This window comes from Pseudomonas sp. 57B-090624, from assembly GCF_003234055.1.
Lineage (GTDB): Bacteria > Pseudomonadota > Gammaproteobacteria > Pseudomonadales > Pseudomonadaceae > Metapseudomonas > Metapseudomonas tohonis.
This window is the reverse complement of the sequence record NZ_QKRU01000015.1, coordinates 1-22,427: the sequence shown is the minus strand read 5'-3', so window position 1 is coordinate 22,427 and position 22,427 is coordinate 1. Positions and strand designations below refer to the sequence as shown.

Here is a 22,427-nt window from a genome sequence, read left to right as displayed (position 1 = left end):
GCCGTGGCCGCGGATGGATCAGTCCAGATGGGCGATGCGCAGCATGTTGGTGGAGCCGGGCTGGCCGAGGGGCACGCCGGCGGTGATCACCAGGGTGTCGCCGCTGCGGGCCATGCCCTGGGCACGGGCGATCTCCAGCGCGGTGCCGGTGACGTCCTCGACCTTGTCCAAGCGCTGGTTGACCACCGAGTAGACGCCCCAGGCCACGGTCAGGCGGCGGGCGGTCTCCAGGCTCGGGGTGAGGCTGAGGATCGGCGCCTTGGGGCGTTCGCGGGAGGCGCGCAGGCTGGAGCTGCCGGACTCGGTGTAGTTCACCAGGGTCGCCACCGGGAGGATGCTGCTGATGCGGCGGATGGCGCAGCTGATGGCATCCGATGCGGTGGCTTCGGCCTGCGGGCGGCTGACGTCGAGCTGGGACTGGAAGTCCGGGCCCTGTTCCACCTGGCGGATGATCTTGCTCATCATCTGCACGGTTTCCAGCGGGTAGTCACCGGAGGCGGTCTCGGCCGAGAGCATCACGGCGTCGGTGCCTTCGGCCACGGCATTGGCGACGTCGGTCACCTCGGCGCGGGTCGGCGCCGGGGAGAAACGCATGGATTCCAGCATCTGGGTGGCGACCACCACCGGACGGCCGAGCTGGCGGCAGGTGCGGATGATGTCCTTCTGGATGCGCGGCACGTTCTCGGCCGGTACTTCGACGCCCAGGTCGCCACGGGCGACCATGATGGCGTCGCACAGGCGGGCGATCTCTTCCAGGTGTTGCACGGCCGACGGCTTCTCGATCTTGGCCATCAGCGCGGCGCGGCCCTGGATCAGGCCCCGGGCCTCGACTATGTCCTCGGGGCGCTGGACGAAGGAGAGGGCGACCCAGTCGACGCCCAGCTCCAGGCCGAAATTGAGGTCGCGGCGGTCCTTGGCGGTCAGCGGGGACAGCTGCAGCACGGCCTCGGGGACATTGACGCCCTTGCGGTCGGACAGCTCGCCGCCGGCGATCACCCGGGTGTCGATGGCATCGGCGTGCTTGGCGGTCACCTGCAGGCGCAGGCGGCCGTCGTCCAGCAGCAGGTTCATGCCCGGCTGCAGGGCTTCGATGATCTCGGGGTGGGGCAGGTTGACCCGGCTGGCATCGCCCGGGCTCGCGTCCAGGTCCAGGCGCAGGGCCTGGCCACGCTCCAGGTGGACCTTGCCCTCGGCGAAGCGCCCGACCCGCAGCTTGGGCCCCTGCAGGTCCATGAGGATGCCGATCGGGCGGGCCAGCTGGCGCTCGACCTCGCGCACCCACTGGTAGCGCTGGGCATGGTCGGCATGTTCGCCGTGGCTGAAGTTGAGGCGGAACAGGTTGACCCCGGCCTCCACCAGTTGACGGATGTCGTCGACGCCCTTGATGGCCGGGCCGAGGGTGGCGAGGATTTTGACTTTCTTGTCGGAGGTCATTGTGCGGGGCTCTCGAGAATCAGGATGGCGCGGAAGTCGTTGACGTTGGTACGGGTCGGCTCGGTGACGATCAGGCTGTCGAGGGCGGCGAAGTAGCCGTAGCCGTTGTTGTTGTCGAGCTCGTCGCTGGCGGACAACCCGAGCGCCGCGGCGCGGGCGTGGCTGGTCGGGGTCATGATGGCGCCGGCGTTGTCCTCGGAACCGTCGATGCCGTCGGTGTCGCCGGCCAGGGCGTAGACGCCGGGCAGGCCCTTGAGGGTGTGGGTCAGGCTCAGCAGGAACTCGGCGTTGCGCCCGCCACGGCCCTTGCCGCGCACGGTGACGGTGGTCTCGCCGCCGGAAAGGATCACGCAGGGCGGCTTGATCGGCTGGCCATGGAGGACGATCTGCCGGGCGATGCCGGCGTGGACCTTGGCCACCTCGCGGGACTCGCCTTCCAGATCGCCCAGTATCAGCGGGGTGAAGCCGGCGGCGCGGGCCTTCTCGGCGGCGGCATCGAGGGATTGCTGGGGCGTGGCGATCAATTGGAAGTGGCTGCGCGAGAGCACCGGGTCACCGGGCTTCACGGTCTCCGAGCGCGGGTCCTGCAGCCAGGCGCGGACGTTGGCCGGCACTTCGATCTGGTAGCGCGCGAGGATCGCCAGGGCCTCCGCCGAGGTGGTCGGATCGGCGACGGTGGGGCCGGAGGCGATGACCGTGGCTTCGTCACCGGGCACGTCGGAGATGGCATAGGTGTAGACGCTGGCCGGCCAGCAGGCCTTGGCCAGGCGACCGCCCTTGATCGCCGAGAGGTGTTTGCGCACGCAGTTCATCTCGGAGATGGCGGCGCCGGATTTCAGCAGGGCCTTGTTGATCGCCTGCTTGTCCTTGAGGCTGATGCCTTCGGCGGGCAGGGCCAGCAGCGAGGAGCCGCCGCCGGAGAGGAGGAAGATCACCCGGTCGCTCTCGCTCAGGCCGCTCACCAGCTCCAGCACGCGCTGGGCGGTCTCCAGGCCGGCGGCATCCGGTACCGGGTGCGCGGCTTCGACCACTTCGATGCGGCGGCAGTTGGCGCCGTGCCCGTAGCGGGTCACCACCAGGCCGGAAATCTCACCCTGCCATTCCTGCTCGATCACCTCGGCCATGGCGGCGGCGGCCTTGCCGGCTCCGATGACGATGAGGCGGCCGCTGCGGTCGGCGGGCAGGTGGTCGGCCAGTACCTGGCGGGGGTGGGCGGCGTCGATGGCGGTGGCGAAGAGGTCGCGCAGCAGGCTTTGCGGATCGAATGACATGACAGACTCCGGAGGGGCGCTGGATTCTCGTTGCGGTGGGGCTTGGAGGCCGATTGCAGTCCCGAGCCGCCGCTCGCAGCGACTCGGGACTGGAATCGACCCACCTGGCCATTGGGCCGTGACTCCGCCGGCCAGGAAGGTCGAAAGGGGTGCCGGGCGGGTGCCCGGCGAAAGCGGCTTACTCTTTGCGGATGGAGAAGTTGGCCATGTGCTCCAGGCCTTTCACCAGTGCGGAGTGGTCCCAGTTGCTGCCACCGATGGCGGCGCAGGTGCTGAAGACCTGCTGGGCGTTGGCGGTGTTGGGCAGGTTCAGGCCCAGCTCGCGGGCGCCGGACAGGGCCAGGTTGAGGTCCTTCTGGTGCAGGCTGATGCGGAAGCCCGGGTCGAAGGTGCCCTTGATCATGCGCTCGCCGTGCACTTCGAGGATCTTCGAACCGGCGAAGCCGCCCATCAGCGCTTCGCGCACCTTGGCCGGGTCGGCGCCGTTCTTGGCGGCGAACAGCAGGGCTTCGGCGACGGCCTGGATGTTCAGGGCGACGATGATCTGGTTGGCGACCTTGGCGGTCTGGCCATCACCGTTGCCACCCACGCGGGTGATGTTCTTGCCCATGGCCTGGAACAGCGGCAGGGCGCGTTCGAAGGCGTTCGGGCAGCCACCGACCATGATGCTCAGGGTCGCGGCCTTGGCGCCGACTTCACCGCCGGATACCGGGGCGTCCAGGTAGGAGGCGCCGGTGGCCTTGACCTTCTCGGCGAAGACCTTGGTGGCGGAGGGCGAGATGGAGCTCATGTCGATCACCACCTTGCCGGCGCCGACGCCTTCGACCACGCCGTCCTTGCGGAACAGCACGTCGTCGACCTGGGGGGTGTCCGGGACCATGATGATGATGAACTCGGCTTCCTGGGCCACTTCGCGCGGGTTGGCCAGGGCGATGCCGTTGTCACCGAGCAGGTCGGCGGGCGCCTTGTCGAAGTGCTCGGAGAAGAACAGGGTGTGGCCGGCTTTCTGCAGGTTCTGAGCCATGGGCTTGCCCATGATGCCGGTGCCGATGAATCCGATCTTGGCCATGTGGATTACCTCTTTCTTAGATGGCGTTATGGGTTTTCAGCCAGCCAAGGCCGGCGGCGGTGGTGGTGGCGGGCTTGTACTCGCAGCCGACCCAGCCCTGGTAGCCGATGCGGTCCAGGTGCTCGAAGAGGAAGCGGTAGTTGATCTCGCCGGTGCCCGGCTCGTTGCGGCCGGGGTTGTCGGCCAGCTGCACGTGGTTGATCACGGCGAGGTTGCCTTCCACGGTGCGGGCCAGGTCACCTTCCATGATCTGCATGTGGTAGATGTCGTACTGCAGGAACAGGTTGGCGCTGCCGACCTTCTCGCGGATGGCCAGGGCCTGCTGGGTGGTGTTCAGGTAGAAGCCCGGGATGTCGCGGGTGTTGATCATTTCCATGACCAGGCGGATGCCTGCGGCTTGCAGCTTCTCGGCGGCGTACTTCAGGTTGTCGACGAAGGTCTTCTCGACGGTGGCGCAGTCCGGGCCCTGGGGGCGGATGCCGGCCAGGCAGTTGACCTGCTGGTTGCCGAGCACCTTGGCGTAGGCGATGGCCTTGTCCACGCCGGCGCGGAATTCCTCGACACGGTCCGGGTGGCAGGCGATGCCGCGCTCACCCTTGCCCCAGTCGCCGGCGGGCAGGTTGAACAGCACCTGTTCCAGCTTGTTGGCGTCCAGGCGGGCCTTGATCTCCTCGGCCGGGAAGTCATAGGGGAAGAGGTACTCGACACCGGTGAAACCGGCTTCGGCAGCGGCGGCGAAACGGTCCAGGAAGTCCACTTCGGTGAACAGCATGGACAGGTTGGCGGCAAAACGGGGCATGAAGATTCTCCTCGGTAGACGTCCCTCTCCCGCCACGAACGGGAGAGGGGGCGTTGCTCGTCAGTCCAGCATCGAGATGGCGGTCGGGGCGTCGGCGCCGCGCTGGGCCAGCTCTTCGAACTCGTTGATCGCGTTGATCTCGGTGCCCATGGAGATGTTGGTGACACGCTCCAGGATGACCTCGACCACGACCGGTACGCGGAACTCTTCCATCAGCTTGCGGGCCTTGGCGAAAGCGCCTTGCAGCTCGTTGGCGTCGAACACGCGGATGGCCTTGCAGCCCAGGCCCTCGACCACCGCGACGTGGTCCACGCCGTAGCCGTTGAGCTCCGGTGCGTTGACGTTGTCGAAGGACAGCTGCACGCAGTAGTCGATCTCGAAGCCGCGCTGCGCCTGGCGGATCAGGCCCAGGTAGGAGTTGTTCACCAGCACGTGGATGTAGGGCAGGTTGAACTGCGCGCCCACGGCCAGTTCCTCGATCATGAACTGGAAGTCGTAGTCACCCGATAGCGCCACGACCGGCCGGCTCGGATCGGCCTTGACCACGCCGAGGGCGGCGGGAACGGTCCAGCCCAGCGGGCCGGCCTGGCCGCAGTTGATCCAGTGGCGCGGCTTGTACACGTGCAGGAACTGGGCGCCGGCGATCTGCGACAGGCCGATGGTGCTGACGTAGCAGGTGTCCTTGCCGAAGAACTCGTTCATTTCCTCGTACACGCGCTGCGGCTTGACCGGCACGTTGTCGAAGTGGGTCTTGCGCTGCAGGGTGCGCTTGCGCTCGCGGCAGGATTCGACCCAGGCGCTGCGGTCCTTCAGCTTGCCGGCGGCCTTCCACTCGCGGGCGACTTCGAGGAAGGCGTCCAGCGCGGAACCGGCGTCGGAGACGATGCCCAGGTCCGGGGTGAACACGCGGCCGATCTGGGTGGGCTCGATGTCCACGTGGATGAAGCGGCGGCCCTGGGTGTAGACGTCGACGGAGCCGGTGTGGCGGTTGGCCCAGCGGTTGCCGATGCCGAACACCAGGTCCGATTCCAGCAGCGTGGCGTTGCCGTAGCGGTGCGAGGTCTGCAGGCCGCACATGCCGGCCATCAGCGCGTGGTCGTCGGGGATGGTGCCCCAGCCCATCAGGGTCGGGATCACCGGTACGCCGGTCAGTTCGGCGAATTCGACCAGCTTGTCGGAGGCGTTGGCGTTGATCACGCCGCCGCCGGAAACGATCAGCGGGCGTTCGGCCTCATTGAGCATGGCCAGGGCCTTCTCGGCCTGGATGCGGGTGGCGGCCGGCTTGTTCACCGACAGCGGCTCGTAGGCGTCGATATCGAATTCGATCTCGGCCATCTGCACGTCGAAGGGCAGGTCGATCAGCACCGGGCCGGGGCGGCCGCTGCGCATTTCGAAGAAGGCCTTCTGGAAGGCATAGGGCACCTGGCCCGGCTCGAGGACGGTGGTCGCCCACTTGGTCACCGGCTTGACGATGCTGGTGATGTCGACGGCCTGGAAGTCTTCCTTGTGCAGGCGGGCCCGAGGGGCCTGGCCGGTGATGCAGAGGATCGGGATGGAGTCGGCGGAGGCCGAGTACAGGCCGGTGACCATGTCGGTGCCGGCAGGGCCGGACGTACCGATGCACAGGCCGATGTTGCCCGGGTTGGTGCGGGTGTAGCCCTCGGCCATGTGCGAGGCGCCTTCGACGTGGCGGGCCAGGACATGGTCAATGCCGCCGATCTTGTTCAGCGCGGCGTACAGCGGGTTGATGGCGGCGCCGGGGATGCCGAACGCGGTGTCGATGCCTTCGCGGCGCATCACCAGGACGGCGGCCTCGATTGCTCTCATTTTGGCCATGTTTTGTGCCTCTTTTCTTGTGAAAATTGTATACAAGGTGCTTGTGGCGGATTCTATTCAGGTGCCGACTGAAGGGTCAAGGAGATTTGTCGGGCGAAATGTCGCAGGCTCGGGTTTCTTTAAAACGCCCGTTTGACGCGGCTTTCAGGGCCTGCGCGGAGCGGTAATTGAATTAATGTATACAAAATAAAAATAAATTGTATATCAAGATTGATTTTTCTGTGTTCGGTGAGATAGTTGAGGAAAGCGCCGCCATTCGTGCACTCGGCTCCGTGATGGCCATGGCAACCCGGCGACGTGCGTCCGCTTCAACCACTACCCGAGGAAGCCTCACGATGAGCACCCTGTCCCTGGAAACCGCTGTCAGCATCTCCAACCGCGCCCTGGCCATTGGCCGCGAACTGCGAACCGCCCCCCTGACCATCGCCGTGCTGGATGCCGGCGGCCACCTGATCACCCTGCAGCGCGAAGACGGCGCCAGCATGCTTCGCCCGCAGATCGCCATCGGCAAGGCCTGGGGTGCCGTCGCCCTGGGCAAGGGCTCGCGCCTGATCGCCGCCGATGCGCAGCAGCGCCCGGCCTTCATCGGTGCGGTGAACAACCTGGCCGACGGCAACCTGGTGCCTGCGCCGGGTGGCGTGCTGATCCGCAATCAGGCGGGGGAGGTGATCGGTGCCATCGGCATCAGCGGCGACACCTCCGATATCGATGAGCAGTGCGCCATCAGCGGCGTGGAATCGGTGGGCCTCAAGGCCGACGCCGGCATCGCGGCGGCCTGACCCTCCCGAGCCTCCCGCTCGCGGGAGGCACCCTGGCGCAGGTGTTGAATCGCCCTGGCGATGCCGTTAACATCCGCGCCGTCCCTTTCTGCTGCTGACGGACATCCACATCGCCATTGCGGCGATGTCTTTTTTCGTCTGTCGAAAAAGCAGCATTCCATGAAGAAGACTCCCTTCAAGCGGGTCCAGCAAAAGCTGGCCCGAGCCGGCGTGGCCATCAGCCGCGTCGACGGCAACACCCTGTCCGTTTCCTCACTGAACAGCGCCGGCCTGGGTGCCAGCATCCTGCTGCCCGAATCCTTTCCCATCGAGGAAAAGGCGGTGCTGCAATTGCTGGATTTCGCCGGTGTCTCCCACCCCGACGGCGGCGAGGTGCGTTGCGCCTGCGCCACGCCGGACTTCCACGCCGGCTCCGGCATTCCGGTGGGCTCGGTGATCGTCACCAGCCCCGACATGGTGATCCCCCAGAGCATCGGTACCGATATCAACTGCGGCATGCGCCTGCATCGGCTGGGCATCCATTACGACGCCTTCCTCGCACGCAAGGCGGAATGGGTGGAGCGCGTGCGGGGCGACCTGCTGGGCGGCACCCGCAACATCCCCACGGCGCCGGGCGACATGACCGCGCTGTTCGAAGGCGGGCTCGGCGACTTCTGGAATGCGGTGGGTCGCCGCCCCGACCGCGACGGGCTCCTGGCGCGGCTCGACCTGGAGCAGGTGACGCGTGAACTGGCGGGTTTGCACCCGTCGTCCTTCGTCCGGGGCGAGGCGGCCTATGCACCCGAGGCGTTGCAGAACACGGGCCGCGCGGTACTGCGCGACCCCGGGCTGGGCACCCTCGGTGGCGGCAACCACTTCGTCGAGGTGCAGGTGGTGACCGAGCTGGTGGACCGGCGCGCCTGCTTCGAGCGCGGGCTGTCGGTGGGGCAGGTGGTGGTGATGATCCACACCGGCTCGCGGGACGTCGGCTTCCATGTCGGCCGTCGCTGGATGGACAAGGCCCGGGAGCTGTGGCCCAAGGGCATGAAGCATCCGCAGTCGAAGGTCTTCGCCCTGGTGGGCGAGATGGCCGGGCACTACCTGCTGGCCATGCACAGTGCTGCCCATTACGCCGACGCCAACCGCGCGTTGATCGCCGAGATGGTGCGCCAGCGCACCCGCGAGCTGTTCGGGCCGGACACCGAAGCGCCGCTGCTGGTGGATGTGCCCCACAACATCGTGCTGCAGGAGCCCCAGGGCAACGTGCATCGCAAGGGGGCGACGCCGGCCTATGCGGGGCAGGACCTGCTCATCCCCGGGAGCATGGGGCACGACTCCTACCTGCTCACGGGGCTCGGCAACCCGCGCTGGCTGAGCTCGGCCAGCCACGGCGCGGGGCGCTCGATGTCGCGCAGCGAGATCCTGTTCAAGGGGCGCAAGGACCCGGGCATCCTCGGTCTGGAGCGGGTGCAGTGCATCACCACCCGCGAGGAACGGCTGATCGAGGAGGCGCCTGGCGCCTACAAGGAGATCGGCGAGGTGGTGCGCTCACAGGTGGAGGAGGAGACGGTGGCGGTGATCGCCCGGTTCAGCCCGGTGCTCACCTTCAAGGCCTGAAGGGGTTCCCTCAGGCGCTCTGCGCCTGGGGGGCTTCCTGCACTTCGCAGCCTTTGAGCACGAGGCGGATGATGGTGTCGGCGGCGGCTTCGTAGTCGGCGTCGCTGAGCGAGGCCTTGCCGGTGACGACGGAGATCTGCCAGTCGAAGTCGGCGTAGGTCTGGGTCGCCGCCCAGATGCTGAACAGCAGGTGGCTGGGGTCGATCCTGGCCATCAGCCCCTGGTCGATCCAGCCCTGGATGCAGGCGATGTTGTGGCGGGCCTGCTCGTTGAGGTGGGCGGTCTGCTCGGCGGACAGGTGCGGCGCCCCATGCATGATCTCGCTGGCGAACACCTTCGAGGCGTGGGGCAGCTCGCGGGAGATACGGATCTTCGAGCGGATGTAGGCCTTGAGCACATCGCCCGGGTGTCCGCCCGCATTGAAGGGGTGGGAGGCGGCCAGCAGCGGCTCGACGATGCTTTCGAGCACCTCGCGGTAGAGGTTCTCCTTGGACTTGAAGTAGTAGTAGACGTTGGGCTTTGGCAGGCCGGCCTTGGCTGCGATGTCGCTGGTCTTGGTGGCGGCGAAACCCTTGTCGGCGAACTCTTCACTGGCCGCCCGCAGGATCAGCTCTTTATTGCGCTCGCGAATGCTGCTCACATCTGCTCCTCTGTTCACTCGCCGGGTGGCCGTCACGGGTCGGCTGGCGAGCGGTCGGGCATGGTAGCACCGGCCTCCCGGGCCTCTCAAGCAAGCGGGGGAGGGGTGGCGAGGGCGCGGTCCGACAGGTTTCTGTATACAAGATTTTGGATTTCTGTTTTTATTCCGCATCCGTCCATGCCGCCGGGGTCCCGACCGGCGCGTGTTGCGGCAGGCTGCACCATGCAAGACAGCACATTGCGCGACCCCTTCGGTCGCCGGATCACCTACCTGCGTCTCTCGGTCACGGACCGTTGCGACTTCCGTTGCACCTACTGCATGAGCGAAGACATGGTCTTCGCCCCGCGGGCGCAGATACTCAGCCTCGAAGAGCTCTACGCCGTGGCCGATGCCTTCATCGGGCTCGGGGTCAGGCGCATCCGCGTGACCGGTGGCGAGCCGCTGGTGCGCAAGGGCCTCACCGGCCTGCTGGCGCGGCTCGGTGCCCGCCGCGAGCTGGAAGACCTGGCCATCACCAGCAACGGTTCGCAGCTCGCCCACATGGCGCACGACCTGCGCGCCGCCGGCGTCACCCGTCTCAACATCAGCCTCGACTCCCTGCAGCGCGAGCGCTTCGCCGCCTTCACCCGCCGCGACGCCCTCGATCAGGTGCTGGCCGGCATCGATGCCGCGCGTGACGCCGGCTTCCAGCGCATCAAGCTCAATACCGTGGTGCAGAAAGGCCGCAATGACGATGAGGTCGAGGACCTGGTGGCGTTCGCCGTTGAGCGTGGCCTGGACATCAGCTTCATCGAGGAGATGCCCCTGGGCAGCATCTCCAGCCACGAACGCAAGGTCACCCTGTGCACCTCCGAAGAGGTGCGCGAGCGGGTCGAGCGACGCTTCCAGCTCCTGCCCAGCAGCCATCGCACCGGTGGCCCGTCGCGCTACTGGCAGGTGATCGGCAGCGATACCCAGGTCGGTTTCATTTCCCCCCACAGCCGCAACTTCTGCGGCGACTGCAACCGTGTGCGCGTCACCGCCGAAGGCAAGCTGGTGCTGTGCCTCGGCCATGAAGGTGCACTGGACCTCAAGGCACTGATCCGTCGTCACCCCGGTGACGGTGAGCGGCTGCGCGCGGCCCTGGTGGATGCCCTGCGGCTGAAGCCGGAGCGGCACCATTTCGAGGCGGATTCCCAGGTACAGGTAGTCCGCTTCATGAGCACCACCGGCGGCTGATCGGGCTGCTGGGCTTAGGCCCGGCTGCGTTGCGCCCTCTCGCCGTACGTACCGTACTGTCTTCGAGGGCGCGCCTTGCCGGTCCGTCTCCCAGCAACCCGATCCGTTGCTGCATTCCTTTTCAAGAACAAGAGCGCCCTGAAGGGCTGAGGAGATTGAGCATGGGCAAGACATTGCTGGTGAAGAACGCTGACCTGCTGGTCACGATGGACGGCGAGCGCCGTGAGCTGAAGCAGGGCGGGCTGTTCATCGAGGACAACGTCATCCGCCAGGTGGGGCCGAGCGCCGAGCTGCCGCAGAGCGCGGACGAGGTGCTGGACCTCAAGGGCCACATCGTCATCCCCGGCCTGGTCAACACCCACCATCACATGTACCAGAGCCTCACCCGCGTGGTGCCGGCCGCCCAGGACGGCGAGCTGTTCAACTGGCTGACCAACCTCTACCCGATCTGGGCGCGCCTGACCCCCGAGATGATCCAGGTCTCCACCCAGACGGCGATGGCCGAGCTGATCCTTTCCGGCTGCACCACCTCCAGCGACCACCTCTACATCTACCCCAACGGCTGCAAGCTGGACGACAGCATCCACGCCGCCGGCGAGATCGGCATGCGCTTTCACGCCGCGCGCGGCAGCATGAGCGTCGGCCGCAGCCAGGGCGGCCTACCGCCGGACTCGGTGGTGGAGAAGGAGGCGGACATCCTCAAGGAATCCCAACGCCTGATCGAGGACTACCACGATGCGTCCCATGGCTCGATGCTGCGGGTGGTGGTGGCGCCGTGCTCGCCCTTCTCGGTGAGCCAGGACCTGATGCGCGAAGCGGCGGTGCTGGCGCGCCAGTACGGCGTGTCGCTGCACACCCACCTGGCGGAGAACGTCAACGACATCGCCTACAGCCGCGAGAAGTTCGGCATGACCCCCGCCGAGTACGCCGAAGACCTGGGCTGGGTGGGCCATGACGTGTGGCACGCCCACTGCGTTCAGCTCGACCAGCACGGCATCGACCTGTTCGCCCGCACCGGCACCGGTGTCGCCCACTGCCCCTGCTCGAACATGCGCCTGGCCTCGGGCATCGCGCCGATCCGCCGCATGCGCGATGCCGGCGTTCCGGTCGGCCTGGGTGTCGACGGCTCGGCCTCCAACGATGGCGCCACCATGATCGGCGAGGTGCGCCAGGCCCTGCTGCTGCAGCGCGTCGGTTTCGGCCCCGATGCCATGACCGCGCGCGAGGCGCTGGAGATCGCCACCCTGGGCGGCGCCAAGGTGCTCAACCGTGACGACATCGGGGCCCTGGCCCCTGGCATGGCGGCGGACTTCGTCGCCTTCGACCTGAACCAGATCGCCTTCGCCGGCGCCCTCCACGATCCGCTGGCGGCCCTGGTGTTCTGCGCCCCGGCCCAGGTCTCCCACAGCGTGATCAACGGTCGCCTGGTGGTGAAGGATGGCCAGCTGATGACGGTCGACCTGCCACGCGTGATCGAGCGCCACAACCGCCTCGCTCATCAGTTGGTGCTGGGCGAGTGATGGCGCGCCGGGCGCGGCTCGTGTCGCGGCCGGCACCCTACCCGAAGACGAGGAGAGTCCTTTGAGAGCGAGCTATCTGGGCTGGCTGCTGGCCAGCCTGTTGCCCCTGGGTGCGGCCCATGGGGAAAGCTATGTCGTGGGCGTCGAACGCCTGTCCTTCCAGCCGCATTACTGGGTCGACGAACAGGGTGAATACCGCGGCTTCGCCCGCGAGGTGCTGGATTTGTTCGCGCAGGCCGAGCACATCGAGCTGAGCTATCGCGCGCTGCCGGTCACCGAGCTTGCCGGGCGCCTGGTCAAGGGCGAGGTGGACCTGAAGTACCCGGACAGCCCCGAGTGGGCGGATGACGTCAAGGCCGGCAAGCCCATGGCCTACAGCGCACCGGTGGTGGGTTACGTGGATGGCGTGCTGGTGGACCCCAAGCGGGTCGGGCAGGGCATCGAGACCCTGCGGCGCCTGGCCCTGGTGCAGGGCTGGACGCCCCGTGGCTACCAGTCGCGTATCGACGAGGGCAAGGTGCAGCCGGTGCAGGGCAGCGACCTGCGGCAGATGATCCGCCAGGCCCTGAAGAAGCAGGCCGACGGTGCCTACTTCAACGTGGTGGTCGCCACCTATTACCTGGACAACATCCGCGCCCGCCCCGGTGCGCTGGTGTTCGACCCGTCGCTGCCGCACACCCGCGGCACCTTCCACCTCTCCAGTTCCCGGCACCCGGAGCTGGTGCAGCGCTTCGACCGCTTCCTGGTGTCGCACAAGGCGGAAGTGGATGCGCTCAAGGCGCACCATCGCGTCGAGGCCAACCTCGATACCGAGTACATGGGGCTGGAGCAGTGGAAGGTGGACTACCTGGAGCGGCAGAAGCGCAAGGACGACCCCGCCAGGCCCTGACCGACGAACGGGCCGCACCGCACGGACGGCCCCTTGCCCCGCCGGCTCGTCGCGCTCAGCGCGAGCCGTTCCGTCATGCCTCGTTGCCGAAACCTTGAACCATCGGAAAACCCGTCCGGTCCATCTTCCTGAGTGGCTGAGGAAGAAACTCGGCTGGAATCCCTACCGGAAAAAGAGGAAAGCACGATGGATAACGACAAGGCTATCTCCGTTCTCAACGACCTGATCGAAACCAGCAAGGACGGCGAAAAGGGGTTTCTCGAATGCGCCGAGGACGTCAAGAACCCCCAGTTGAAAGCCACCTTTACCCAGCGCGCCCAGGAGTGCGCCCGCGCCGCTGCCGAGCTGCAGCAGGTGGTGCGTTCCATGGGTGGTGACCCGGAGACCTCCTCCAGCGTGGCCGGTGCCCTGCACCGTCGCTGGGTCGATCTCAAGGCCCTGGTGACCGGCAAGGACGATGCCGCCATCCTCAACGAATGCGAGCGCGGCGAAGATGTCGCGCTGAAGGCCTACAAGGATGCGCTGGGCAAGGAGCTGCCGCCGCCGGCTCGCTCCATCGTCGAGAAACAACTGCTCGGCGTGCAGCGCAACCATGACCAGATCAAGGCCCTGCGCAACCTGGCCCGCGCCAGCTGACGGCGGGTATCGGCGGCATTGCCGCCAACGAAAAAGGGATGGCGTTTCGCGCCATCCCTTTTTTCATGCAGCAGGTGCTATCAGAAGTGCACCTTGACCAGCAGGCTGGCGGTGTTCTGGTCGGTACCGCCGAGGATCTCGTCACCGAGGAAGCTGTCGTCGTCGATGCCGTACTTGTTGCTCCAGTAGTCGTACTCGACACCGACGTAGAGCTGCTTGGCACCCAGGTCCAGCGCCTTGCCCAGGTCGTACTTGATCTGCGGGTTGAAGTGCAGGTTGGCGTGCAGGTCGTTCGGGCGGCTGCTGCTGCCGTCCTTGTTGTTCCACACCCAGTCCATGAAACCGTCGATGAGGATGTCGGAGTTGCCGACGGGGATGGTGTACGACCACACCGGGGTGACCTGCCACTGGCCGGCGGGGTTGTTGGTGATGCCGTCGGGCTTGCGGTAGTAGAAGTTCAGCTGGAAGTAGTCGAAGCCGGGGATGGCCAGGTCGAAGCCCGGGCCGAGCAGGTAGTTCTGGGTGCGGTTCTCGCCACGCTCGTAGGTGGCGGCGAGCAGCACGTCGGTCACCGGGCCGAAGGCGATCTTCTGGTCGAACAGCTTGCCGAACGACAGGCGCGGCTGGATTTCACCGTAGTAGGTGTTGTTGCCCGCATTGGCGTCGGCCTTGCCGTTGTAGTTGATCTGGTCGGCGAAGATGAACAGGTCGCCCCAGGTCCAGCCGCTGGCGTGCTCGAAGGTGAAGGTCTGCTGGATTTCCGGGTTGACCTTGAAATCCTTGCCGTACAGGTAGGTGACGCTGTTGTTCTGCCACAGCAGCGGGCCGTCGGCCATGGCCTGCCCTCCCGCCAGGAGGCCTGCGGTCAGGGCGATGCAGTGAGGCAGATGCTTCAGGTTCATGCGGTTTTCCTTATTTTTCAGGGCTTCAGGTTGGCCTCTACGCAGCCGGCAGGAAGCCGCCCCGCAGAGCGGGGCGGTCTTGCTGGATGCATGGAGGGATTCCGGGTTGGCCGTCCTGGCGTCAGCTCGGCATGACGACGCGGTCGGTCTTCGGATTCCGGGGCGGCGACGGGCGATCTTCAGCGCTGGGCTGTTCGGCTGCGTCGTGCGAAATGCACCGTGCCTCGTGGGGGAAGGCCGCGGTGGGGAATGTCGTGAACGGGGAGGGCAGGACAGTGGGCGTGTCGCGGTCGGAACGGCGGACGGCGCCGGATGTGCCGGTCTGGGCGGATGGGTTCATCGTTCAAAGCCTGCCTGTTGTTTTTGTAGGTCGTGGGCTTGCGGGTTACAGCCGTCCCGCTGGCTGCCTCGCGTCCAGAATCTGAACTGCGGGTCAGGTTTTGCGAATATAGCATCCTGTTTACAGGCTGTGTAACAAATCAAAATTGTGTACATAAAATCGGCCGTTTTGCCTGCGACCGATCGACTCGTCACATGCCTCCCGCGAACGCCCTGTAAAGCACGCGGCTAACGCCTGAAACGTAGGTTGGCGCGGAGCGCAGCGAGGCCCAATGGCGCGGAATCGAACCCCCTACGTGCCTTGTCGTTCCGTTCGAAGGCGGATGCCCATAAAAAAGCCCGCTTTGTAGGCGGGCTGGAAGTCCTGTCCTCACCGGGTCGGTGCATCCAGGTGGGAGCAAGGCTCAGTGGGCGGCGCAGTGTCGGCTGCGCTCCTTCTCGCCCAGGATGTTGAACAGGATGTTGAGCACCAGCGCGCTGACGGTGGCCATGGCGATGCCGCTGTGGGTGATGGGTTCCATCCAGTGGGGCAGGTGGGCGAAGAACTCGGGGCGCACCACCGGTGCCATGCCCATCCCCATGCTCACGGCCACCAGCAGCTGGTTGCGGCGGTCGGTGATGTCGGCCTCGTGGAGGATCTTGATGCCCGTGGCGGCGACCATGCCGAACATCGCCAGCCCTGCGCCGCCGAGCACGGCGGGCGGGATGGAGGCGACCAGGAAGGCGGCCTTGGGCAGCAGGCTGAGGGTGATCAGGAACAGGCCGGCGACGGCGGTGACGTAGCGGCTGCGCACGCCGGTCATCTGCACCAGGCCGATGTTCTGGGCGAAGGAGGAGTGAGTGAAGGTATTGAAGAAGCCGGCGAAGAAGGAGGCGCCGGCGTCGCACAGCAGGCCACGGCGCAGGGCCTTGGGGCAGACCTCTCGGCCGGTGATCTTGCCCAGGGCGAGGAACATGCCGGTGGACTCGACGAAGATGATCACCACCACCAGGCACATGGACAGCACGGGTGCCAGCTCGAACCTGGGCATGCCGAAGTGCAGCGGTGTGACCACCTGGAACCAGGGCGCCTGCTCCAGGCCCGTGAGGTCGACCATGCCCATGCCGCCGGAGACGATGTAGCCCACGGCCATGCCGATCAGTACCGAGACGTTGACCCAGAAGCCGCGCATGAAGCGGTTCACCAGCAGGATGATGCCCAGCACCAGGGCGGCCACCGCCAGGTATTCCAGGGCGCCGAACTGCACCGCCTTGCTGCCGCCGCCGGCCCAGTTCACCGCCACGGGGAAGAGCGTGAGGCCGATGGAGGTGATCACCGTGCCGGTGACCAGCGGTGGGAAGAAACGCACGATGCGCGCCATGAAGGGGGCCAGCAGCAGTCCGAAGAAGCCGGCGGCGATGGTAGCGCCGAAAATGCCCTGCAGGCCCACCCCGGGCATGCCGGCCATCACCACCATGCTGCCGACGGCGGCGAAGCTCGCGCCCATCATCACCGGCATGCGGATGCCCACCGGGCCGATGCCGATCGACTGCACCAGGGTGGCGATACCGGCCACCAGCAGGTCGGCGTTGATCAGGAAGGCGATCTCCTCGCGGGACAGGCCGGCCGCCTGGCCGACGATCAGCGGCACGGCCACGGCGCCGCCGTACATCAGCAGCACGTGCTGGATGCCGACGAGCAGGAGTTGCAGCAGAGGCAGGTGTTGATCGGCGGGCGGAATGGCGAGCTCGGGCTCGGTCAGCTTGGTCATGCAACACCTCTGGCGCTTTTGTTTTTGTTGAGCCTTATAGGCCGCAGCCGGCAAAGGCCGGCTGCGATCCTGGTATTCATGTTTCTGCCATCCAGGCCCAGCTGTGGGCGGTGGACGGGGGCACGCGGAACAAAGGGCAGGGCCTGATGCTGGACGTGCACCGGAACGCCTTGCCGGAAGACGGTAAAAAAAGCCTGCCTGGGGCAGGCTTGAAGTACGGGCCGCAGCTTGGGGATGCGGCCCGTCGTGGTCGAGATCAGTTGGTCTTGGCGCCCTGTGCGATCCAGGAACCGATCAGGTCACGCTCGGCCTGGGTCATCTGGGTGATGTTGCCCAGCGGCATGATCTGGGTAGCGACGGCCTGAGCCTGGATCTTCGGTGCCATGGCCTGGATCTGCTGCGGGGTGTCGAACATCACGCCGCCCGGGGCCGCGGTGAACATCGGGCTGGTGGGCTTGGCGGAATGGCAGACGGAGCAGCGCTCCTGGATCACGCTGTGGACCTTGTCGAAGTCCGCGGCGCCGGCGTTGGCCTGGGCGGTGGCGGGCTGGGCCGGTGCCTGGGCCTGCTCGGCGGGCTTGCTGCCTTCGGGGGTAGCTGCCGGGGACGCGGCCTCGGTCTGGGCCGGTGCGGTCGCCGGGGCGACGTTGGCGATGGGCGCGGTGGCGGCCTTGTAGTTCGGCGAGGTGACGAAGGCCAGGCAGATCATGCCCAGGGCGCCGGCCGGGAGGGTCCAGGCGAACTTGTTGCTCTCGTGACGGGTGTTGAAATAGTGGCGCACGAGGACGGCGATCACCGCGATCCCGGCCAGGATCAGCCAGTTGTACTGGCTGCCGTAGGTGCTCGGGAAGTGGTTGCTGATCATGATGAACAGCACCGGCAGGGTGAAATAGTTGTTGTGGCGCGAGCGCAGCAGGCCCTTGGCCGGCAGCGCCGGGTCCGGGGTGCGGTTCTCTTCGATCGCCTTAACCAGCGCACGCTGGGCCGGCATGATGATGCGGAACACGTTGCCGACCATGATGGTGCCGATCAGCGCGCCGACGTGGATGTAGGCACCGCGACCGCTGAACACCTGGGTGAAGCCCCAGGCCGCGCCGATCACCAGCACGAAGAGGATCAGGCCGAGCAGGGCGGGCTGCTTGCCCAGGGGCGAGTCGCACAGCAGGTCGTAGATGAACCAGCCGGCGATTAGCGAACCGACGCCGATGGCGATGGCCGCCGCCGGGGCGAGGTCGAGGCCGGGGGCGATCAGGTACAGGGTCGGGTTCAGGTAGAACACCACGGTCAGCAGGGCGACGCCCGACAGCCAGGTGAAATAGGCCTCCCATTTGAACCAGTGCAGGTTGTCCGGCATTTTCGGCGGGGCGAGCTTGTATTTCTCCAGGTGGTAGATGCCACCCCCGTGGATCGCCCACAGGTCACCGGCCAGCCCGTCGCGCGGGGCCTTGCGGTTGAGGTTGTTCTCCAGCCAGACGAAATAGAACGATGCGCCGATCCAGGCGATACCGGTGATCATGTGAACCCAGCGAATGCTCAGGTTCAGCCATTCGGTCAGATGTGCTTCCACAGTACGTACCTCTTTCCCGAACGATCGGCACGGCGATCGCTGGGCTTCTCTTATTAGTGGTGGGGGTCGAGGAAGAGCTGTTCGTCCTCGGTGAAGTAATGCTCGTCGCAGTTGTTGCCGGAACCACTGCGATCAACCACCAGGAAGTCATCCCGCTTTTCGATCGTCAGCACCGGGTGGTGCCAGACGCCGCGATGGTAATTAACGCCCTGCCTGCCATTGGTGAGGAAGGCACGGACCAGACCCGGTACAGGTGCATCGCCAACGGGCGCGACCACGACCAGAAAGGGGTTGCCGAGCAGCGGTATGAAGGCCTGGCTGCCCTGCGGATGTCGTTCAAGCATGCGGATGGGGCGGGGCATCTCCAGGGATTCGGCGCTGAAGATGCTGATGATCGCCTTGTCGTCCGGCTGGGCCGTTTCGACGGTGGCCAGCTTGTGGTAACGGCGGGTGGAGCCGTTGTTGATCATGAAGAACTCGCTGCCTTCGGTTTCGATGACGTCACCGAACGGGGCGAATGCTTCTTTGGTCAGGGGCTCGATCTTGAGAGTGCGCATGCTGTGCTTCTTGTCCTTGCTGTCGCCCCGCCACGGTGACGGGGGGGCCGGGAGTGGCCCGGCGTTATCTGGCCACCTTGCCGAACAGGCGCAGGCGACTGACGCCTCCGTCCGGGAATATGTTCAGGCGTACGTGGGTGACGGGGCCGAGGGCCCGGATCTGTTCGGTGTATTCGTGTTCGGCGTGCATCGAGAGCTTCTGGCTCGGCAGCAGCTCGCGCCAGAACAGGCTCTGGGTCTCGATCTGGCTGTCGGTGCCGCCTTTGACGAAGGCCGCCTGGATCGAGCAGCTGTCGGGGTAGTTGCCCTTGAAGTGCAGGGTGTCGACCACGATGCGCTCGATCTCACCGGGGTGGCCGAGGGCGACTATCACCCAGTCGTTGCCAGGCGTACGGCGGCGGGCGGTTTCCCAGCCGTCGCCCATGTTGATGCCACGGCCCGGGTTGAGGATGTTGCCCATGCGGCCGAAGTGCTCGTCGGAACAGGCCAGCGCGCGGCCGCCGTTGAGGGCGGCGGCGAGGTCGACCTGCTCGTTGTCGCCGACCGCGCTCCAGTCGCGATGGGGCACGCCGTATACGCGCAGGCGCGCCACACCACCATCGGGGTAGATGTTGAAGCGCAGGTGGGTGAAGGCCTGGTCGTTGTCGATCGCGTGGTAGTGGTGGCTGTCGCCCTTGAGCTCCACGGCGCCGAGCACGTCGCTCCACTGGGTGTTCTCGTCCGGGTCGCCGTTGGCCACGAAGCAGCCTTCGAGGGACGCGGACGGCGGGTAGTTGCCGGTGAAGAAGCTGGTGTCGATGTCCAGGCCCTTGATCGAGCCCGGTACACCCAGGCGGATCACGGCATGGTCGTAACCTTCGAAACGCTTGCGACGGGATTCCCAGCCGTCCATCCACTTGCCGTTGTCGTCGAACACGCCTTCCTTCCACACGGCCGCGGACGGCTGGAACAGGCGGTTGACGTCGGCGAACCAGTCGTCGGTGACCGAGAGGGCTCGGGTCCCGAGACGGGCGTCGGCGAGGTTGATGTACTTCTCGAAGGGTACTGCGTAGCTCTTCATCAGGGTCTGCCTTGGAACTGGGGCATCGGCGTGTCCGGCGTGCGTGCAGCCAGGGTCACATCTGCTGCAGGCGGAACAGCGCGATCCTGTTGATCTCGGCCAGGGCCCGGCTGAACTCGGCTTCGGGGGTGTTGTGGATGCGCTCCTCGAAGGCCGCCAGGATCTGGTGCCGATTGCTGCCCTTCACCGCCATGATGAACGGGAACCCGAACTTGGCCTTGTAGGCGTCGTTCAGCTCGGTGAAGCGTGCGAACTCTTCAGCCGTGCATTCGTGGATGCCGGCGCCGGCCTGTTCGCTGGTGCTGGCTTCGGTCAACTCGCCTCGGACGGCGGCCTTGCCCGCCAGGTCCGGGTGAGCGTTGATCAGGGCCAGCTGGGCGTCGTGGCTGGCGCTGAGGAGGATGTCGGACATGCGCTGGTGCAGGCCGTCGATCTGGTCGACGCTGGCATCCAGGCCGAGGTCGTAGGCTTTCTCGGCGACCCAGGGCGAGTGCTCGTAGATGTCGGCGAAGGCGCTGACGAAGGCCTCGCGGGACAGGCTGGACGGGGTGATCTTCTGGAAGCTGCTCATTGGGCGTTGCCTTGGAAAGGGTGGATGGTGTGCCAGTGGCGGGCGATGTCCACGCGGCGGGCGAACCAGACCTTGTCGTGGCTCTTCACGTATTCGATGAAGCGGGCCAGGGCGGCGAGGCGCGCGGGGCGGCCCAGCAGGCGGCAGTGCATGCCGATGGAGAGCATCTTCGGCGCGCCGGCTGCACCTTCGGCGTAGAGCACGTCGAAGGCGTCCTTCAGGTATTCGTAGAAGTCGTCGCCTTTGTTGAAGCCCTGCACCTGGGTGAAGCGCATGTCGTTGGTGTCGAGGGTGTAGGGGATCACCAGGTGCGGTTTCTCCACGGTGCTGGCCGGGTCCCAGTAGGGCAGGTCGTCGTCGTAGGTGTCGGAGTCGTAGAGGAAGCCGCCTTCCTCCATCACCAGGCGACGGGTGTTGGGGCCGGTACGGCCGGTGTACCAGCCCAGCGGGCGTTCGCCGGTCAGCTCGGTGAGGATGCGGATGGCCTCGAGCATGTGCTCGCGCTCCTGCTCCTCGCTCATGTACTGGTAGTCGATCCAGCGGTAGCCGTGGCTGCAGATCTCGTGGCCGGCCTCGACCATGGCGCGGATGGCGTCCGGGTGGCGCTGTGCGGCCATGGCGACGGCGAAGATGGTCAGCGGGATGTCGTGCTTCTTGAACAGGTTGAGCAGGCGCCAGACGCCGGCTCGGCTACCGTACTCGTAGAGGGATTCCATGCTCATGTTGCGCGCGCCCTGCAGGGGCTGCGCCGCGACCATCTCGGAGAGGAAGGCCTCGGATTCCTTGTCGCCGTGGAGGATGTTGCGCTCACCGCCTTCCTCGTAGTTGAGGACGAAGGAGAGGGCGATGCGTGCCTCGCCCGGCCAGTGCGGATGCGGGGGATTGCTGCCGTAGCCGATCAGGTCGCGGGGGTAGTCGAGGCTCACTACTGGATTCCTTCTTGTCTGTGGAGGGTTCGCGGAGCCGGGCTGCGCGAACGCGATGAGTGATTGTATACAAACGTCATCGAGTTTTGTAAATGAAATATTTGTCCAGGTCGACGTCCTGCAGGTTTGCAAAAAACTTGCCTGATTGGTCAGTTCTTTGCAATACAACCCTTGCTCTATGCCGGTCTGCATCAAAATGGTGCTGGCGAATCCAGCCGCCGTCGGGGCGATAAAAATTCTCGAATAATTGTGTACAATTTTTATGAATAATGTCTTATATTTGGCGCATCGCAGTTCCCGGAACGCCCCTTTTCAGGGCTTGGGCACTCCCGATGCACCGATTTCAACGAGAAGAGGAGGTGTGGCTGTCGCCGGTCGATGACCGCAGCGGGAGCCCGGAAAACAATGGGACGATTGACTACCCACGTACTGGATGCCGCCCACGGTTGCCCCGGCAGCGACATCAGCATCGAGCTCTACCGCGTCGAGAATGGCGGCCTGGAGCTGATCACCCGCACCACCACCAATGACGACGGCCGTTGCGACGCCCCCCTGCTGCAGGGCGATGACTACGCCACCGGCGTCTACCAGCTGCATTTCCACGCCGGCGACTACTACCGCAAGCGTGGCGTGAAGCTGCCCGAGCAGGCCTTCCTCGATGTGGTCGTGCTGCGTTTCGGCATCAGCGCCGAGCAGGACCACTACCACGTGCCGCTGCTGATCTCCCCCTACAGCTACTCCACCTATCGCGGCAGCTAGTAACCGTCTTACCCCCTGACTCATCAGCGAGTCCTTTTTCCCGGCCCGTTCACACTGCGGGCTTTTTTTTGCCTGCGACTCGGAAATTTCCTAACGGGTAAAGGAGCCTTGATTGGCTTCCATCGACTGTCCGGTCGGTTAGCATTTGCCGCCTTTCTCCAGCCCGCCCGATCTGACGAGTGGTTCGCATTTGGTCGGGAAAGGGCTTGAGCAAAGTCGCTGGCGCCATAAAAATGCCGCCCCGATGTCGATATGCCATTACTCCAAGGACGGTCGCAATGCGTCTGCAGTCTTTCGCTGCGGGCTTC

General features: G+C 65.9%; 20 protein-coding genes. 7 read left to right on the top strand and 13 right to left on the bottom strand.

The window, feature by feature from the left end; genetic code table 11:
* Positions 1-18: 18 nt before the first annotated feature.
* The 5 genes from pyk to gcl all read right to left on the bottom strand — a co-directional run bounded on the left by pyk (position 19) and on the right by gcl (position 6,409).
* Positions 19-1,434: a pyruvate kinase gene (gene pyk / locus DMX10_RS09460; protein WP_111260848.1), complete on the bottom strand. Its 1,416-nt coding sequence runs from the start codon at positions 1,432-1,434 to the stop codon at positions 19-21.
* Positions 1,431-2,705 (bottom strand): glycerate kinase, encoded by a 1,275-nt coding sequence (locus DMX10_RS09455; protein ID WP_111260847.1) that lies wholly within the window; start codon positions 2,703-2,705, stop codon positions 1,431-1,433. Before DMX10_RS09455 ends, pyk begins: the two co-directional genes overlap by 4 nt.
* Before the next feature lie 178 nt (positions 2,706-2,883).
* A complete protein-coding gene (locus tag DMX10_RS09450) occupies positions 2,884-3,774 on the bottom strand; it encodes a 2-hydroxy-3-oxopropionate reductase (RefSeq protein WP_111260846.1) in 891 nt (296 codons plus the stop codon).
* A 16-nt stretch (positions 3,775-3,790) separates the two neighbouring features.
* On the bottom strand, positions 3,791-4,573 hold the full coding sequence (gene hyi, locus DMX10_RS09445) for a hydroxypyruvate isomerase (protein WP_111260845.1): 783 nt from the start codon (positions 4,571-4,573) through the stop codon (positions 3,791-3,793).
* 60 nt (positions 4,574-4,633) lie between these two features.
* A complete protein-coding gene (gene gcl / locus DMX10_RS09440) occupies positions 4,634-6,409 on the bottom strand; it encodes a glyoxylate carboligase (RefSeq protein WP_111260844.1) in 1,776 nt (591 codons plus the stop codon).
* Positions 6,410-6,744: 335 nt separating this feature from the next.
* Between gcl and DMX10_RS09435 the strand changes: the two genes are divergently transcribed.
* Entirely contained in the window at positions 6,745-7,188 is a 444-nt protein-coding gene (locus tag DMX10_RS09435; protein ID WP_021220542.1) for a heme-binding protein, read from the top strand.
* 159 nt (positions 7,189-7,347) lie between these two features.
* Positions 7,348-8,784, top strand: coding sequence for an RtcB family protein (locus tag DMX10_RS09430; RefSeq protein WP_111260843.1), 1,437 nt, complete (start codon positions 7,348-7,350; stop codon positions 8,782-8,784).
* A 10-nt stretch (positions 8,785-8,794) separates the two neighbouring features.
* Here DMX10_RS09430 and DMX10_RS09425 read toward each other — a convergent pair whose 3' ends face one another.
* Positions 8,795-9,424 carry a TetR/AcrR family transcriptional regulator gene (locus tag DMX10_RS09425; protein WP_111260842.1) on the bottom strand — a complete coding sequence of 210 codons (630 nt, stop codon included), beginning with the start codon at positions 9,422-9,424 and terminating at the stop codon, positions 8,795-8,797.
* Between the two features lie 222 nt (positions 9,425-9,646).
* Between DMX10_RS09425 and moaA the strand changes: the two genes are divergently transcribed.
* The 4 genes from moaA (at position 9,647) to DMX10_RS09405 (ending at position 13,687) form a co-directional block, all read left to right on the top strand.
* A complete protein-coding gene (moaA, locus tag DMX10_RS09420) occupies positions 9,647-10,642 on the top strand; it encodes a GTP 3',8-cyclase MoaA (protein ID WP_111260841.1) in 996 nt (331 codons plus the stop codon).
* 161 nt (positions 10,643-10,803) lie between these two features.
* A complete protein-coding gene (locus DMX10_RS09415) occupies positions 10,804-12,162 on the top strand; it encodes an 8-oxoguanine deaminase (protein ID WP_111260840.1) in 1,359 nt (452 codons plus the stop codon).
* A 61-nt stretch (positions 12,163-12,223) separates the two neighbouring features.
* On the top strand, positions 12,224-13,051 hold the full coding sequence (locus tag DMX10_RS09410) for a substrate-binding periplasmic protein (protein ID WP_371921685.1): 828 nt from the start codon (positions 12,224-12,226) through the stop codon (positions 13,049-13,051).
* 186 nt (positions 13,052-13,237) lie between these two features.
* Positions 13,238-13,687 (top strand): PA2169 family four-helix-bundle protein, encoded by a 450-nt coding sequence (locus DMX10_RS09405; RefSeq protein WP_111260839.1) that lies wholly within the window; start codon positions 13,238-13,240, stop codon positions 13,685-13,687.
* Between the two features lie 80 nt (positions 13,688-13,767).
* Here the strand turns inward: DMX10_RS09405 and DMX10_RS09400 are convergent, their stop codons facing one another.
* From DMX10_RS09400 to puuE, 7 genes are all read right to left on the bottom strand, one after another.
* Positions 13,768-14,589 carry an outer membrane protein OmpK gene (locus tag DMX10_RS09400; RefSeq protein ID WP_111260838.1) on the bottom strand — a complete coding sequence of 274 codons (822 nt, stop codon included), beginning with the start codon at positions 14,587-14,589 and terminating at the stop codon, positions 13,768-13,770.
* 743 nt (positions 14,590-15,332) lie between these two features.
* Positions 15,333-16,679: a nucleobase:cation symporter-2 family protein gene (locus DMX10_RS09395; protein WP_111260837.1), complete on the bottom strand. Its 1,347-nt coding sequence runs from the start codon at positions 16,677-16,679 to the stop codon at positions 15,333-15,335.
* 256 nt (positions 16,680-16,935) lie between these two features.
* On the bottom strand, positions 16,936-18,246 hold the full coding sequence (locus DMX10_RS09390) for a urate hydroxylase PuuD (protein ID WP_111260836.1): 1,311 nt from the start codon (positions 18,244-18,246) through the stop codon (positions 16,936-16,938).
* A 53-nt stretch (positions 18,247-18,299) separates the two neighbouring features.
* Complete coding sequence (locus DMX10_RS09385) at positions 18,300-18,803, bottom strand: ureidoglycolate lyase (RefSeq protein ID WP_111260835.1); 504 nt, start codon at positions 18,801-18,803, stop codon at positions 18,300-18,302.
* Between the two features lie 64 nt (positions 18,804-18,867).
* The gene (gene alc, locus DMX10_RS09380) at positions 18,868-19,863 is read right to left on the bottom strand and encodes an allantoicase (protein ID WP_111260834.1); all 996 of its coding nucleotides are present in this window, start codon (positions 19,861-19,863) and stop codon (positions 18,868-18,870) included.
* Positions 19,864-19,918: 55 nt separating this feature from the next.
* Positions 19,919-20,434: a 2-oxo-4-hydroxy-4-carboxy-5-ureidoimidazoline decarboxylase gene (gene uraD, locus DMX10_RS09375; RefSeq protein ID WP_111260833.1), complete on the bottom strand. Its 516-nt coding sequence runs from the start codon at positions 20,432-20,434 to the stop codon at positions 19,919-19,921.
* Positions 20,431-21,360 (bottom strand): allantoinase PuuE, encoded by a 930-nt coding sequence (puuE, locus tag DMX10_RS09370; protein WP_111260832.1) that lies wholly within the window; start codon positions 21,358-21,360, stop codon positions 20,431-20,433. The genes uraD and puuE overlap by 4 nt, the downstream gene beginning before the upstream one ends.
* Before the next feature lie 405 nt (positions 21,361-21,765).
* On the opposite strand from puuE, the gene uraH reads away from it, so the two are divergent.
* On the top strand, positions 21,766-22,119 hold the full coding sequence (gene uraH, locus DMX10_RS09365) for a hydroxyisourate hydrolase (RefSeq protein WP_111260831.1): 354 nt from the start codon (positions 21,766-21,768) through the stop codon (positions 22,117-22,119).
* Positions 22,120-22,427: the final 308 nt, after the last annotated feature.